The following is a 15,185-nucleotide window of genomic DNA, read 5'->3' as shown; positions in this document are numbered from 1 at the left end:
AGACTGGAACTAGCCTGAGAGAGACTCGGAAAGAACACCCTAAAGGGAGTACTTTTGCAACGGATAGTCTCGTTAACGACTGGAAAGTGGGCGGAAAATTCCGTCAATTAGGGTGGCACCACGAGAAGTTCTCGTCCCTTGCGAAGCAAGGAACGAGAGCTTTTTTTCGAGAAAAAATTAGGCTCAGAGAACGAGAGTGATTGCAGCGTCTCAAGGGATGAAGAATCTGTTGCCAAGTATAGTTGAGCAATGACAGCCTAAGGAAAAATTCAGTATGACTTGTTGATGGATTTGTGGTAATGAAAAAGAAGTATCTAGAGAGGTGTTTTAGCATGACGATATTTTCAGAACGTGTTGAAAATGGAGAATTAGGGTTAGGTAAGGTTGGAGAGGTTGTTCGGTTGCTGGGCTGGGTTCAGCGGCGCCGTGACCACGGTGGGTTGATATTTGTCGATCTGCGGGATCGTTCCGGTATTGTTCAGGTTGTCTTTGATCCGGAGAAAATGGGAGAAGGGTTTCCCGTTGCGGAAAGCCTTCGTTCTGAGTATGTCGTTTCTATCTTAGGTCAAGTAATCGCGCGGCCGCAAGGGATGATTAATCCAAACTTAGCAACTGGAGAGATCGAAATCATTGCGGAGTCTCTTGAGATATTAAATGGAGCTAAAACTCCTCCGTACTACATTGTCGATCAAGTCGATGTAGACGAAACAGTGCGCCTAAAACACCGCTATTTAGATTTACGCCGACCTGAGATGCAGGCTGTGTTCAAAATTCGGCATCAGGTTATGCAAATTATGCGTACCTTTTTCGATAGCCAAGGGTTCTATGAAATTGAAACGCCAATGCTGATTAAATCCTCACCTGAAGGGGCTCGAGATTATCTCGTCCCAAGTCGTGTTCATCCAGGTGAATTTTATGCCTTGCCCCAATCACCTCAAATATTTAAACAGCTCCTCATGGTCGGGGGCATGGAAAAGTATTTTCAAATTGCTCGGTGTTTCCGAGATGAAGACCTCAGAGCGGATCGGCAACCGGAATTTACCCAACTTGATGTCGAGATGTCCTTTGTCGAAGTGGAAGACATCCTACCTATGATGGAACAATTGATGGCGCGGATTTTCTCAGAAACGATTGGAAAGTCTTTAGCCCTTCCCTTTCCCCGTTTAACTTACAAGGAAGCGTTAGAACGTTATGGGTCCGATAAACCGGATACGCGCTTTGGTATGGAACTCGTCGATGTGGGAGACCTGGTTGGTAACGCTGGATTTAAAGTGTTTGCCAATGCGGTAGCAAGTGGCGGAAGTGTGAAATGTATCTGTGCCAAAGGGTGTGCTGGATTGCCGCGGCGTGAGATTGACGACTTAGGAAAGTTCGTTAGTACTTATCGGGCGAAGGGCTTGGCTTGGATCGTTTTAGGTGAGGAGGGCATAAAGTCTCCTATTGCTAAATTCTTTACAGAACAGGAAATGAAGGCGATTATTGAACGCATGCGTGCAGAAACGGGTGACATAATGTTCTTTGTCGCTGACACGAGCGCAATCGTCTCTGATGCACTGGGACACCTGCGATTGGAATTGGCAAAACGCTTGGGACTTATTCCAGAGGATGCGCTTAACTTCTTGTGGGTCACGGAATTCCCGCTGTTGGAATATGATGAGGAGGAAAAACGTCATATTGCCATTCACCATCCATTTACGGCACCAATGGATGAAGATTTGCAGCTTCTGGAGACGGAACCCCTTAAAGTTCGGGCTAAAGCGTATGATATGGTACTTAACGGCACTGAGCTTGGAGGCGGAAGTATCCGGATTCACCGTCGTAGGGTTCAGGAACAGATCTTTAGTTTGCTGGGACTATCCAAAGAGGAATCAATTGCCAAATTCGGATATCTCTTGGAAGCCTTTGAATACGGTACCCCGCCTCATGGTGGAGTTGCTTTCGGACTTGACCGCATGATAATGCTTTTAACAGGTAAAGATAACATTCGAGACGTGATTGCGTTTCCAAAAACACAAAGCGCGTCAGATTTGATGGCTCAGGCTCCTTCAACCGTAGAGAGCAAGCAATTAAAGGAATTGCACATCAAGACGAATATCGAGATCAATTAGGATTTTTTCCAGAACCGTTTGACAGGGGAGGGTGTTATTAGCTATAATAACACTATAGCTACCCCCTTAGGGTATCGGAGGAATATATGGCATGACTAATTCGACCCCTTATTCAGAATCCAAAGAAGATCTCATTCGCAGGTTGAAAAAAATCGAAGGCCAAGTCAAAGGGATTCAACGCATGGTAGAAAGCGACAAGTATTGTGTTGACGTATTAATTCAAGTAGCAGCAGTCCGTGCCGCGATTAACAAAGTTGGCACTATTGTCTTTGAACACCATTCACGGGGATGTATGCGAAATGCCGTTGAAAGCCGTGACCAAGAAGCCGCGATTGAAGAGCTTATCGGGGTGCTTACCAAATTCATTAAGTAGATCAAATTCGATTAATTAGGAGGAATTTTAATGGCAGGTGCAAATGTTAAGACCTTTACTACTGCAAACTTTGAGTCGGATGTTCTGAAGTCTGAGCAAGCGGTTTTGGTGGATTTTTGGGCTCCGTGGTGCAGTCCATGTCGTATGGTTGCTCCCGTTGTCGATGAACTTGCTGATGAGTATGTCGGTCGAATTGTTATAGGGAAAGTTAATGTTGATGAGAATGGCCCAATCGCTGCCCAATATTCGGTCATGAGTATTCCGACACTTGCAATTTTCAAAGGCGGCAAAGTGGTTGACATAATCACTGGTTTCCGTGGCAAAGCAGATCTAGTAAAAATGATCGAAGGACAGCTTTAAAAGTTCATTACGATGGGTCATCTGATACCCGTCCGTTCATTCAAGCCATTTGCGGTAAAAATAGAACAAAAAGCGATGCCCCAAAATGTGGGCATCGCTTTCTTATACGTGCGCCACGCATGGCGATTATCTGAAAGTATAAGGGCAACTAGGCAGCTGCCTTCACTAAGGCTAACAAGAAGGCTAATACGTGCGAAGACAGTGTCTTCGAGTGGGCACTAACCAAGTTTCTTTATATATATTGTTTTAAAAATAGGCAAAAGAGAAAGGGAGAAGGATGTGGACCATTTATACAAAAGATTCGATTTTCGCAGTGACACGGTAACCGTGCCAACTCAGGAAATGCGCGAAGCTATGTACAAGGCTGAAGTGGGGGATGATGTTCTAGGAGAAGATCCATCCATACAGCATCTGGAGCATTTAGCAGCGGAGAAAGTGGGTAAAGAGGCGGCTCTTTTCGTGACAAGTGGTACTCAAGGAAACCTAGTTGCTGTCTTAACGCATACTAAACGTGGGGACGAAGTGCTCATGGAGTCAGAAGCACACATTTATTATTACGAAGTTGGAGGAATCGCGGCTTTAGGTGGTGTGATTCCCCGTCTCATTCAAGGGAGTGCTGGGGTAATAACTCCTGATGCCCTGCGCACTGCGTTGAGAGAGGAAAACATCCATTTTCCAACCCCCTCATTGTTGTGTATTGAAAACTCTCATAATCGAGCAGGGGGAGCGATTTGGACTCCTGAGCAAATAGTAGCTGTTGCTGAGGTTGCCAAAGAACGTGGGCTTCATGTCCATATGGATGGTGCCCGTGTGTTCAATGCGGCGATTGCTCAAAACTGTAGCGTTTCCGAACTGGTGGCTTCGGTTGATTCTGTAATGTTTTGCCTATCCAAAGGACTGGGAGCCCCAGTCGGGTCCATCCTTGCCGGCAACGCAGAACTCATTAATCGAGCCAGAAAGTATCGTAAAATGTTGGGTGGAGGGATGCGTCAAGCGGGAGTTTTGGCAGCTGCGGGGATTGTTGCTCTGGAAAATATGACTGAGCGATTGGCAGACGATCATACGTTAGCTTTAAAAATCGGGCAGGCACTTTCGAATATAGAGACTTTAAGCATTGATTTGGATCGTTTAAAGACAAACATTATCCTTGTCAAGGTTGACCCGGCTTGGGGCACAGCGGAAAAGCTTATACAGGCATTAGAAAAAGAAGAGATTTTGGCTGGAGCTTCCGGCCCTCAGACTGTGCGGTTTGTGACTCATAAGGACGTTGGGGAACTTGATGCTGCCAAACTTATTGATACACTGAAGCGAATCATGGAGGGCTAATCTTACCTTCCTTCCCCATTTTCGAGGGGATGTAAAAGGTTTCCCCTTGCACGCTTTGGGGGAGATAAGCTTGTTCGACCCAGTGGTTGGGATAAGCGTGAGGGTAGAGGTACCCCTGTCCGTGTCCTAGCTTTTCTGCATCAGGGTAGTGGGCGTCTTTTAGGTGGGCAGGGACTTCCCCAGTTGGTCGTTTCTTTACATAAGCCAAGGCGCGGTCGATGCTCGCGACGGCGCTATTGCTTTTTGGAGCAGTTGTGATGGCCAAAACAGCTTGGGCAATGGGGATTCGTGCTTCAGGAAGGCCAAGCCATTCGAGGGCATTAGCGGCAGCATGAGCTTGAAGCATGACCGTTGGATCAGCAAGGCCAACATCTTCAGATGCATGGACGATAATCCGGCGCATGATGAAACGAGGGTCCTCTCCAGCCTCTAATAGGACGGCTAACCAATAAAGTGCGGCATCCGGGTCTGAGCCGCGCATGCTCTTGATAAATGCGGAAATGATGTCATAGTGATTATCTCCTGCTTTATCGAATCGAATGGCTCGTTGTTGTATCGATTCTTCTGCAATTTCGAGAGAAATATGGCGAATCCCATTTTCAGGCGGGGTAGTGAGAACAGCCAACTCTAAGGCATTAAGGGCGCGTCGTAGATCTCCGTTGGCATAATTAATCCAGTGCTCCCATGCTTCAGAGGTGATATACACCTGATAACGGCCAAGGCCGCGTTCTGAGTCCTTCAGGGCGTGTTCAAGTCCAAGACGAATCTCTGAAGGGATGAGAAGCTCTAAACGGAAAAGTGTGGAACGGCTAAGAAGCGCGGAATTAAGTTCAAAGAAGGGATTCTCTGTCGTCGCTCCAATAAAAGTAATGGTACCATCTTCAACCGCAGGAAGGAGTGCGTCTTGTTGCCCTTTATTAAAGCGGTGAACCTCATCACAGAAAACCACGGTACGTTTCCCATATAAATGTAGGTCATCCGAGGCTTGTTTAATAATTTCACGAATGTCTTTGACACCTGATGTAACGGCATTAATGCGGACGAAGCGTGAAGTGGTTTTGGTTGCGATGACTTGCGCCAAAGAAGTCTTACCTGTTCCTGGCGGGCCATAGAGAATTAGGGAAGAAATACGGTCTGCTTCAATGGCCCGTCTGAGGAGTTTTCCACGACCGAGAATATGACTTTGGCCAATATATTCATCAAGAGTTCTTGGACGCATACGCTCTGCTAGAGGTGCCACTTGATGTTGATCGTAGGTTGCAGAAAAAAGATCCATAGCTATTGTTCCTTTCTAGGGGGAGAAAGTGTCTTAGCCCTTTCGCACACGCTGCATTGCTATTCGCTTGACGCTAAGGCTAAAACTCAAAACCTCCGGGCTTTCTGGTCGAATGCTATGCCATCCTTGGCGCATTCGACACTAGGAACATCCCTGTTCCGTCGCAAGTGCGCCGCTCTTTGCCATCCTGCAAGAAGGCTAATTTGTGCGAAGACAGTGTCTTCGGGCGATGCTCTAACCCGAACGTCCTGTTCGAGTCATGGACAAGTCCCGTTGAGTTTCTTAACGCCTTATCGACTGCGCTCATTGACGCAACTCCACTAAAGTGCTCTCTAAGCTAAGAAACTTGCTCCTGGCTGAGGTCCACGGGGTTGGGATGAAGGAAGTTTAATTTTGTGCTTTGATTATAACATGTAAGCCTTATCACTGCTTGAAGATAAACACTAGTTAAATAAAAATGGAAATAATGCACATAATATTGAGGACAATAGTTTAGTGCTCAAAACAATAGTAAATTAGTTGGATATATACTTGACAAATCCCGACTGTTTTAATAAGATATGAATGAAAGATCTTTAGAAAATTTAATAAGAATTTTTAGTCTTGGAAAAGAGGTGAGGGTGTTGAAGCTCTCGACCAAAGGTCGATATGGCGTGAGAGCCATGTTTGATTTAGCTCAACATGTGGGTGAGGGTCCGACTTCTTTGAAAAGTATTGCAGAGAGGCAGGGCATCTCCGAACATTATCTGGAGCAACTAATTTCTGGTTTGCGCAAATCGGGGCTTGTAAAGAGTGTTCGAGGTGCGCAGGGCGGCTATATATTGGGAAGAGAACCAGGTAAAATAAAAATTGGAGATATCATCCGCGTGTTAGAAGGCCCCATTGCTCCGGTGGATTGTGTATCTGAGGAAGACCCGGAATGTTGTGCTAAAGCAGAATTTTGCGTGACCAGGACAATCTGGGAGAAAGTCAGAGACTCCATTGCAGATGTTCTTGACTCTATCACCCTTGAAACGATGCTCGAAGACGCTAATAAGCTTGAATCGGAGCGTAGCTTATATATGTATTATATTTAACCATTCGAGCGCAATGAAGAGTTTCTCAAGGATAAAAACCTAAGATATCTATTTAAAAAAATCATAAGGGAGGGAGCCTCATGAGGCGAGTTTATTTAGACCATAGTGCAACGACTCCAGTTGATGTAGAAGTTGCTACCTTAATGATGACGTATTATACCGAGAAATACGGAAACCCGTCAAGTGTTCACAGTTTTGGTAGAGAGGCTAAACAAGCCTTAGAGGAAGCTCGAAAACAAGTAGCCGAGTTGATCGGTGCCACTCCTTCGGAGGTGACCTTTACCAGCGGAGGAACAGAAGCAGATAATTTGGCGATTATAGGAACTGCAGAAGCACTGCGCAAAAAAGGCAAGCATATTATTACCTCGAGTATTGAACACCATGCCGTCCTTGAAACCTGTGAATACTTAGAAAAAAATGGATTAGATCTAACAGTAATACCCGTTGATGAAGAAGGTATTCTCTCAGTTGAAGACGTTCGTAAGGCCATTCGGCCAGATACTATTTTGATTAGCGTAATGCACGCCAACAATGAGGTCGGGTCGATCCAGCCAATTGCTGAAATTGGCAAATTAGCGAAGGAACACGGCATTACATTCCATGTTGACGCAGTTCAGTCTCTTGGAAAGATCCCCATTGATGTTAACGAGATGAATGTAGACCTGTTGACAGTATCTAGCCATAAAATTTACGGACCAAAAGGGGTTGGAGCACTTTACGTTCGTAAAGGAGTGCGAGTTGTGCCTTTGGTTCACGGCGGAGGCCAAGAAAAGAAGCGACGTTCGGGTACGGAAAATACACCGGGAATTATTGGATTTGGCAAGGCCTGTCAACTAGCCGGGCAACGGATGGCTGAAGATGCTGAACACCATACGAAACTACGCGATAAACTTATCAATGGAATTCTGCAGAGCATTGATCACGTGAAAGTAAATGGGCCTATGGGAGATAAGCGCTTACCGAATAATGTGAATGTCAGTATCCGATTCGTCGAAGGGGAATCCCTGTTACTATCCTTGGATATGCTTGGAATCTCCGCTTCAAGTGGCTCAGCTTGCACTTCAGGATCTCTTGATCCCTCTCATGTGTTGCTGGCCATGGGGCTTGTCCATGAGATTGCCCACGGATCACTTCGCTTTACCTTAGGGCGCCAAAATACTGAAGAAGAAATTGATTATGTCCTTGAACAATTACCGAAGATTGTAGAGCGTTTGCGAATGATGTCTCCGCTTTATGATCAAGTTATGCATATTAAAGAAGCGCAATAAAAAGGAGTGGAATTAGAGATGTATACAGAAAAAGTAATGGATCATTTTACGAATCCGCGTAATGTTGGTGAAATTGAAAACCCAGATGGGGTTGGTGAAGTCGGGAACGCTAAATGCGGGGATATTATGCGTATTTATTTAGATGTCGAGGGAGACATTATTAAAGATGTTAAGTTCAAAACGTTTGGTTGTGGTGCGGCCGTCGCCACCAGCAGTATGGTTACGGAAATGGTCAAAGGCAAAACCCTTGACGAAGCTATGGTCATTTCGAATGCTGCTGTAGCCGAGGCTTTGGGGGGCCTCCCTCCAGCAAAAATGCACTGTTCAAACTTAGCTGCGGATGCACTCCATGCAGCAATTGTAAATTATCGCGAAAAACAGGAGAAAAAGGAATAGGTGAGTATGGCTCAGATAACAAAACCTAAAGTAGTGGTGGGTATGAGCGGCGGTGTGGATAGTTCCATGGCCGCCGCTTTACTTCAAGAACAAGGGTATGATGTGATCGGGGTTACCTTGCAGATTTGGGAATCAGCGGGTCCAGAGGTGGAAGGGGGCTGTTGCTCTATTTCGGCCATTGATGACGCCAGGCGGGTTGCCTTTTTGTTAGGGATCCCTCATTATGTTTTGAATTTTCGTTCCTATTTTGAGGAGACTGTGGTAGATTATTTCACCCAGTCCTATTTAACAGGAGAAACACCAAATCCGTGTTTAGCCTGTAACAAGTATGTTAAATTTGGTGAGATGCTTCGTAAAGCCCGCGGTCTGGGGGCCGATTACATAGCAACGGGTCATTACGCGCAAGTGCTACGGGATCCCGATAGTGACAGGTTTCTTTTAAGTAAGGGTGCCGATGAACGCAAAGATCAAACCTATGCGTTGTACATGTTAACCCAGGAACAGCTTGCCCATACCCTTTTTCCTTTGGCAGACTATCCGAAGGAGCAAATTCGAAAAATGGCGAGAGAACGGGGCTTAGGGGTAGGTGATAAGCCGGATAGCCAGGAGATTTGTTTTATTCCCAATGATGACTATGCGACCTTTGTCCAGAAACGGTCAGAAGAGTCTATTAAACCGGGGAATTTTGTGGACTTAGCAGGAAATAGTTTGGGCAAGCACCGAGGGATTATTCACTACACTGTCGGGCAGCGTAAGGGCCTTGGGGTTACCTTTGGTAAACCAATGTTTGTAGTGGGTTTGAATCCAGTTAGCAATGAGGTCGTTTTAGGAGAAGACCCAGATGTGTATACGGATACTCTGTGGGCAATTGATTTGAACTGGATATCCATTTCGGAATTAAAAGAACCAATAAAAATCGAGGCCAAAATCCGTTATAACTCATCAGGAGCTCACGCAACGATTTACCCTGGTGAAATCGGAGTGGACGATAGCGTTATGGTTCGTTTTGACGAACCGCAGCGTGCGGTGACTCCAGGACAAGCCGTTGTTTTTTATCAAGGAAACATAGTAGTTGGAGGAGGAAAGATTATTTCTGATCCTCGAGGGCGACGATAACAGAGGCTCCAACATCTGGATTTTGCAGCTTATTTACACCCAGAACACATACGCATTAAACTGATTTTCGAAGGAGTAAAACTTTTGCTGAACTAAAGTAAGTTTCCTTTTTAGGTGAAGTGATATATTTTATTGCATAAATCATAGAACTTCAGGGCATAGTACAAAAAGGAATTATTTTAGCAAGGTGGCAGGTTAAATGCGACGCACTCGAGAGATTATTGGGCTTCCTGTTTTGGACTTAAAAAGTGGGGACTCGATTGGTTGGGTACAGGATCTGATCCTTGACAATGACCGAGACGAGGTTGTTGGAATTCTCTTAGAAGGTGGGCGTTTCTTCCAGTCGTCAAAAGGAATTCCTAGGCAGGCAATTGTTGCGATTGGTAAGGATGCTATAACCGTTAAAGAAAAAACGATAGAAGAACTTAAGGGGACAAGGTGGTCTGACAAAGTAGGGAACGAAGTTTATACCCAGGGTGGAGACGCAAGAGGCACGATTGAAGATGTTTTCCTCGATGATTCCGTCGAAGAAATTGTGGGATTCGAGGTTTCTGATGGACTTTTTGCTGACCTTCTGCATGGCCGGGGAACTATTCTTAGACCGCATGTCATGATCAATGGGAAAGATATTTTAATTGTTGATAACCAAGTATCCCCCTTGGATCAAGCAAATGAAGGGGGTTTACGATCATGAATTGTCCGGTATGCTCAGGACGTGCTATTGGGAAAGTGGGCGTAGAGCAATTCTATTGTTGGGATTGTTGCGTCGAATTTACGACCCAAACAGACAAAGTCGTCATATATGATTTAGCAGAAGATGGTTCTCTGGTGGCTTGGGATGATCTAAGTCTGGATGCGAGTGATGGAGGTGCTTCCAGCGCTGAAGGACTTGTATGACACAGCGCTCGGTGCTTACGACGCAGAGCAAACTAACCGTTCAAGCTCCTGGCTTTGGGGAGCGGGGTTCATCCTTCGGCGATAGTATTCTTTTAAAGGACCGCCTACGGCGATAATCTCCACTGGAGACTATCGTGCCAAAAGCGCCATCCGCAGGCCCGAAGACACTGTCTTCGCACGAATTAGCCTTCTTGCAGGATGGCCGAGTGTCCCTGAAGCCCACGAAAACACTGTTTTCGCACGGATTACCCTTCTTGCAGACACGGTCTTCGCACGTATTAACCTTCTTGCAGGATGGCGAGAAGGAACCTTGTGCACTGCCCCGTGTTTTGGGTCGGTCGCTTTCACGGAGTTTGCTATTGTGCTTACGTAAAGACGTCGCGCCTGTGTCATACTGCGTCCTAGGCTTGGGCCTGGGGAAACGGACGGGAGAAGGGACGGTTCATGAGCTGCATCCTTGGTTTGAATCGGGAGACGGCACATTCCATGTGCATCGTCTTGAATTTTGGGTCGGTCGCTTTAACGGAAGTTTGCTAGGCTGCTTACGTAAAGACGTTTGCATCTGTGTGACACTGCGTCCCAGGCTTAGTAGGTAACTGAAAACACTAAAATGTTTATATTACCGAAAAAAGCGCGCATTGTGCGCTTTTCTTTATGATCAATCTAATAGTATAAAATTCACGGGTTTTATTAGACCCAAAGGGCCTTGGGAAGGGGGATGAGGATGAAATACAAGTATTGGAAATGGATTTTCACGGGAATTTGTCTACTCTTAGGGGTTTTGCTCCTTTTCAAGGTGAGGACAATACTGGGCCCGTTTTTCCTAGCTTTTGTACTTGCTTATCTCTTGAATCCTCTAGTTGATGGGTTAGAACGGCACCGAATTAGTCGAAATAAGTCGATCGCAATTGTTTTCACTGGAATAATCGCTGTTTTGGCGATCATTATTTTTATCATTCTCCCAATAATCTATAATGAACTTAGCAAATTAGCGGTGATCTTACCGAATACAATTCAGTCGGTCACAGAGAGGATAGAAGGTTTCCGAGAGCAGTTTAAGGCTACAGGTTTGCCCAGTCGTGTTGCCCTTGTCTTGGATCAACATTTAGGGCAGGGGGAAGTAATTATTGCCGAGCGGCTTAACTTATTTTTAGCGAATTTACCCAATGCCTTGTCGACAGTCACTCTTTACATATTATCTCCGGTTATCACCCTCTATCTGTTAGCTGATTGGAAAGGTTTGGAGGATAGCTTTTTTCGAATTATCCCTCAACGCTGGCGGATGGAATGGCGACGGTTGTGGCAAGACATTAACCATGTAATTCGACAATTTGTGCGAGGTGATTTGGTCATCGCGGTGATCGTAGGAGTGTTAATTGGGGTTGGTGTAAAAATAGTAGGCATGGAGTATGCACTGCTAATAGGTTTGATATGCGGAATTTTTGACCTCATTCCTTACTTCGGACCTGTGATTGGGGCGGTGCCATCTCTATTGCTAGCACTTACCAAGTCCCCGGGCATGGCCCTTAAAGTTGCTCTGGTTATTTTTATTGTGCAACAGCTTGAAGGAAATATTATTTCGCCTAAACTTATGGGGGAAAGTGTAGGGCTGCATCCTCTTTGGGTTGTGTTTGCCCTATTGGCATGTGGAGAAATTGCTGGATTTTGGGGTATGCTCTTCGCTGTGCCTTTGGCTGCAGTGATACGAGTTATTTTTAAGCATATTTATTTTAGGCTTGTTTCGACAAAGGTCTAAGGTGGTTGACAAAAAAGACATTCCCTGTATATACTCTAGAAACAATGGGAATTTTGTCTAGCTAGAAAGCAAGACATAGCTCGGTTTTCCATAGGAAATAAACTAATAAGAATAAGTATCGATAGCCCGTAAGATAAGCAGGGTGGAACCGCGAAGAAATCTCGTCCCTGATAATAATGTAGGGTGGGATTATTTTTTTACTAAATTATTAAGTCAAGTTTTGCTAGGAGAAGCAAAGCTTTCTTTATGAATTTTAAAGGAGTGTTCGTACATGTATACAGGCAATGAATTGAGGGACATGTTTCTTAAGTATTTTGAGGCTAAAGGTCATAAAATTTTGCCGAGTGCTTCGCTCATTCCCAAGGATGATCCAACTCTTTTATTAACGGTCGCCGGAATGGTTCCCTTTAAACCGTATTTTCAACGTCGGGTTGAACCTCCCTTTCCACGAGCCACGACTGCCCAAAAATGCGTTCGTACCCCTGACCTTGAAGAAGTAGGCAAAACAGCCCGACATCATACCTATTTCGAAATGTTGGGAAACTTTTCGTTTGGGGACTACTTTAAAAATGAGGCGATTCCTTGGGCTTGGGAGTATATCACTGAAGTATTAAAAATCCCTGTCGAAAAACTTTGGGTGACGATTTACCCAGAAGATGAGGAAGCAAAAAGAATATGGGTGGAGCAAGCCGGTGTCAAGGCTGAACGAATCATAGGAGACCCGGAAAACTTTTGGGCGGCGGGACCAACAGGTCCTTGTGGCCCCTGTTCAGAAATTTATGTGGATCTCGGAGAAGCGAGAGGGTGTGGCAAGCCGGACTGCGGTGCTGGTAGTTGCGATTGTGATCGTTACTTGGAAATCTGGAATTTGGTTTTCATGCAATTCAATCGTGATGAGGCGGGCGTACTAACTCCTCTCCCGAAACAAAACATTGATACGGGTATGGGTCTAGAGCGGATTGCCTCGGTCATGCAAGGGGTGGAGACTAATTTTGATACCGATTTATTCCGACCCATTATTGACTATGTGGCCGAACTGGGGGGAATTAAGTATAAGGATAACCCTAAAAGTGATCTGGCGTTGAAGGTGGTAGCAGACCACGTTCGATCAGTATCGTTTATGCTAGCAGATGGAATTCGGCCGAATAATGAGGGGAGAGGATATGTTCTCCGTCGGATTTTGCGCCGTGCTATTCGGTATGCCAAACTCTTGGGAATTGAGAAATCGTTCTTGGAATCCGTTTTTCGGATTATTCAAAGGGATTATTCTCATGCCTATCCAGAACTCAAGGAAAACGAGAATTTTATCCTTAACCATTTGAATTTAGAAGAAAAGAATTTTCAAGCAACGCTGGAGCAAGGTACTCAGCTATTGCAAGAAAAAATCAAAGAGATCGTCAAACAGGGCGAGACCGTGTTAACTGGACAGGATGCTTTTTATCTTTACGAAACTTACGGTTTCCCAGCGGAATTGACCGAAGAAATTCTTGAAGAACATGGGCTGTCGATTGATATGGAGTCTTACAAAACGGCTGCCGAGGAGCATCGTCTCCAGGCTAAAGAACAATCTCAACAAATGCGTGCTGTGGCTGAAAGCCCAGAACTCATTGAAAAAGCAAAGCAATTAGGAGCTACACCCTTTGTTGGGTATGAACAGGTTTCGGCAGTGACTCGGATTGCAGGACTGTTTGTTGACGGCACGGAGATGCAGGATGCAGGAGCAGGAGAAGAGGTCATGGTCTTCCTTGCTGAGACTCCGTTTTATGCAGAAAGCGGAGGTCAGGTGTCAGACAGTGGAGTACTAAAAACCCCTCGGGCTGAGGCCAGAGTGCTGGAAGTGAAAAAGGGTGTAACAGGTACTATCTATCACCGCGTAAAGGTTACGACAGGGGTTTTACATGTTGGAGAAACAGTGGAAGCTGAAGTCGACAACTTTTCTCACCAGGCTACGACACGTCATCATAGTGCGACTCACCTCTTACAAGCTGCTCTACGCTCCGTTTTAGGGGAACATGTACAGCAAGCTGGTTCATTGGTTACGCCGGAACGCTTGCGCTTTGACTTTACTCATTTTTCACCGTTGACACCGGATGGACTTAAAGCTGTAGAGGGTCTTATTAACGAAGCCGTGTTAAAGAATATGCCAGTAGAAGCAACTGAGATGTCGTTAAATGAAGCAAAAAATAGCGGAGCAACGGCTCTATTTGGGGAAAAATATGGCGAGACCGTTCGCGTTGTTCGAATGGGAAGGTTCAGTCAAGAGTTGTGCGGGGGAACCCATGTCAAAAACACAGGGGAGATTGGATTAGTTAAAATTTTAAGTGAGGGTGGAATTGGGGCAGGCCTACGCCGGATTGAAGCGGTGGCTGGATTAGAAGCTTTAGCCTATCTCCGTGCCCTTGATGAGCAGGTAATGGAAGTTGCCCAAATCCTCAAAGCTCAACCTTTAGAAGTGGGTAAGCGTGTCAATGGGCTGGCGAGCCAAGTGAAAGACCTTGAGCGGGAAATCGCACAACTTCAGGCAAAACTCGGTAAGAATGAAGCTGAGGGGTTATTAAAGCGTGTTGTGGATATTGAAGGAATTCAGGTAATAGCTGCCCAAGTCCATGTCTCAGACATGGAGGGCCTTCGTCAAATGGTGGATTTATTACGAGTTAAGCTCAAAGCCGGGGTCATTGTCTTGGGTGCGGTAAGCGAAGGAAAGGTTAACTTCGTAACCGTTGTCACTCCAACAGGTTTAAGTGGGCTTCATGCCGGACACATTATAAAAGAAGTGGCTAAAATAACGGGTGGCAGTGGTGGTGGTCGTCCAGATATGGCCCAAGCTGGTGGGAAAGATCCCAGCAAATTAGGCGAAGCCATTGATCGAGTCCCAACAATTCTCCGAGGATTTTTAAAAAAATAGAGGAGAAGCCTCGAGAAACTTAGAATCTCTTTAACGAAGGTAAGACAGTGGAAGTCGAAAGGGGGATAGGCAAATGGATCGAATGGAAGAAACCATGATGTTTAAGGCCGTAGGAGAAGAAGTTGTTTCTGCTCACGATGTTTTACAGAAGGTGTATGCTGCTTTGCAGGAAAAAGGGTACGACCCGATAAACCAGATGGTTGGCTATCTCATGTCCGGAGACCCTGTTTATATTACCAGTCATAATCAGGCGAGAGCGATGATTCGTAAACTTGAACGTTTTGAGCTGATTGAAGAGCTGGTCAGAACCTATTTGAATGCCAAATGA

General features: G+C 45.5%; 16 protein-coding genes. 14 read left to right on the top strand and 2 right to left on the bottom strand.

The genetic code is table 11. The features are described from left to right. Positions 1–332 precede the first annotated feature (332 nt). The 4 genes from aspS to ltaE all read left to right on the top strand — a co-directional run bounded on the left by aspS (position 333) and on the right by ltaE (position 4,167). Positions 333–2,108 (top strand): aspartate--tRNA ligase, encoded by a 1,776-nt coding sequence (gene aspS / locus DOT_RS07280; protein ID WP_009616415.1) that lies wholly within the window; start codon positions 333–335, stop codon positions 2,106–2,108. A gap of 91 nt (positions 2,109–2,199) precedes the next feature. Next, a complete protein-coding gene (locus DOT_RS07275; protein WP_009616414.1) occupies positions 2,200–2,481 on the top strand; it encodes a metal-sensitive transcriptional regulator in 282 nt (93 codons plus the stop codon). Between the two features lie 30 nt (positions 2,482–2,511). Beyond that, positions 2,512–2,841, top strand: coding sequence for a thioredoxin (gene trxA, locus DOT_RS07270; RefSeq protein ID WP_009616413.1), 330 nt, complete (start codon positions 2,512–2,514; stop codon positions 2,839–2,841). A 279-nt stretch (positions 2,842–3,120) separates the two neighbouring features. Next, positions 3,121–4,167: a low-specificity L-threonine aldolase gene (gene ltaE / locus DOT_RS07265; RefSeq protein ID WP_009616412.1), complete on the top strand. Its 1,047-nt coding sequence runs from the start codon at positions 3,121–3,123 to the stop codon at positions 4,165–4,167. On the opposite strand, the gene DOT_RS07260 is transcribed toward ltaE, so the two are convergent. Together DOT_RS07260 and DOT_RS29635 are read right to left on the bottom strand one after the other, a co-directional pair. Then, on the bottom strand, positions 4,154–5,443 hold the full coding sequence (locus tag DOT_RS07260) for a replication-associated recombination protein A (RefSeq protein ID WP_040411502.1): 1,290 nt from the start codon (positions 5,441–5,443) through the stop codon (positions 4,154–4,156). The two genes, ltaE and DOT_RS07260, sit on opposite strands and share 14 nt — an antisense overlap. A 115-nt stretch (positions 5,444–5,558) precedes the next feature. Then, positions 5,559–5,750 carry a hypothetical protein gene (locus DOT_RS29635; RefSeq protein WP_139024156.1) on the bottom strand — a complete coding sequence of 64 codons (192 nt, stop codon included), beginning with the start codon at positions 5,748–5,750 and terminating at the stop codon, positions 5,559–5,561. Positions 5,751–6,066: 316 nt separating this feature from the next. Here DOT_RS29635 and DOT_RS07255 point away from each other — a divergent pair, with 316 nt between their 5' ends. From DOT_RS07255 to DOT_RS07215, 10 genes are all read left to right on the top strand, one after another. Continuing rightward, complete coding sequence (locus DOT_RS07255; protein ID WP_009616410.1) at positions 6,067–6,519, top strand: Rrf2 family transcriptional regulator; 453 nt, start codon at positions 6,067–6,069, stop codon at positions 6,517–6,519. An 80-nt stretch (positions 6,520–6,599) separates the two neighbouring features. Then, entirely contained in the window at positions 6,600–7,787 is a 1,188-nt protein-coding gene (nifS, locus tag DOT_RS07250) for a cysteine desulfurase NifS (RefSeq protein WP_009616409.1), read from the top strand. An 18-nt stretch (positions 7,788–7,805) separates the two neighbouring features. Continuing rightward, entirely contained in the window at positions 7,806–8,183 is a 378-nt protein-coding gene (gene nifU / locus DOT_RS07245; RefSeq protein WP_009616408.1) for a Fe-S cluster assembly scaffold protein NifU, read from the top strand. Positions 8,184–8,189: 6 nt separating this feature from the next. Continuing rightward, positions 8,190–9,299, top strand: coding sequence for a tRNA 2-thiouridine(34) synthase MnmA (gene mnmA / locus DOT_RS07240; protein WP_009616406.1), 1,110 nt, complete (start codon positions 8,190–8,192; stop codon positions 9,297–9,299). A 199-nt stretch (positions 9,300–9,498) separates the two neighbouring features. After that, the gene (locus tag DOT_RS07235; protein WP_009616405.1) at positions 9,499–9,993 is read left to right on the top strand and encodes a PRC-barrel domain-containing protein; all 495 of its coding nucleotides are present in this window, start codon (positions 9,499–9,501) and stop codon (positions 9,991–9,993) included. After that, positions 9,990–10,196: a hypothetical protein gene (locus tag DOT_RS07230; RefSeq protein WP_009616404.1), complete on the top strand. Its 207-nt coding sequence runs from the start codon at positions 9,990–9,992 to the stop codon at positions 10,194–10,196. Before DOT_RS07235 ends, DOT_RS07230 begins: the two co-directional genes overlap by 4 nt. A gap of 134 nt (positions 10,197–10,330) precedes the next feature. Beyond that, positions 10,331–10,792, top strand: coding sequence for a hypothetical protein (locus DOT_RS29630; protein ID WP_139024155.1), 462 nt, complete (start codon positions 10,331–10,333; stop codon positions 10,790–10,792). Positions 10,793–10,920: 128 nt separating this feature from the next. Then, on the top strand, positions 10,921–11,952 hold the full coding sequence (locus DOT_RS07225) for an AI-2E family transporter (RefSeq protein ID WP_009616402.1): 1,032 nt from the start codon (positions 10,921–10,923) through the stop codon (positions 11,950–11,952). Between the two features lie 271 nt (positions 11,953–12,223). Beyond that, positions 12,224–14,857 (top strand): alanine--tRNA ligase, encoded by a 2,634-nt coding sequence (gene alaS / locus DOT_RS07220; RefSeq protein ID WP_009616401.1) that lies wholly within the window; start codon positions 12,224–12,226, stop codon positions 14,855–14,857. A 73-nt stretch (positions 14,858–14,930) separates the two neighbouring features. After that, on the top strand, positions 14,931–15,185 hold the full coding sequence (locus DOT_RS07215) for an IreB family regulatory phosphoprotein (protein WP_009616400.1): 255 nt from the start codon (positions 14,931–14,933) through the stop codon (positions 15,183–15,185).

It is taken from the genome of Desulfosporosinus sp. OT, assembly GCF_000224515.1.
Taxonomy (GTDB): Bacteria; Bacillota; Desulfitobacteriia; order Desulfitobacteriales; family Desulfitobacteriaceae; genus Desulfosporosinus.
This window is presented reverse-complemented; position numbering and strand designations above follow the sequence as displayed.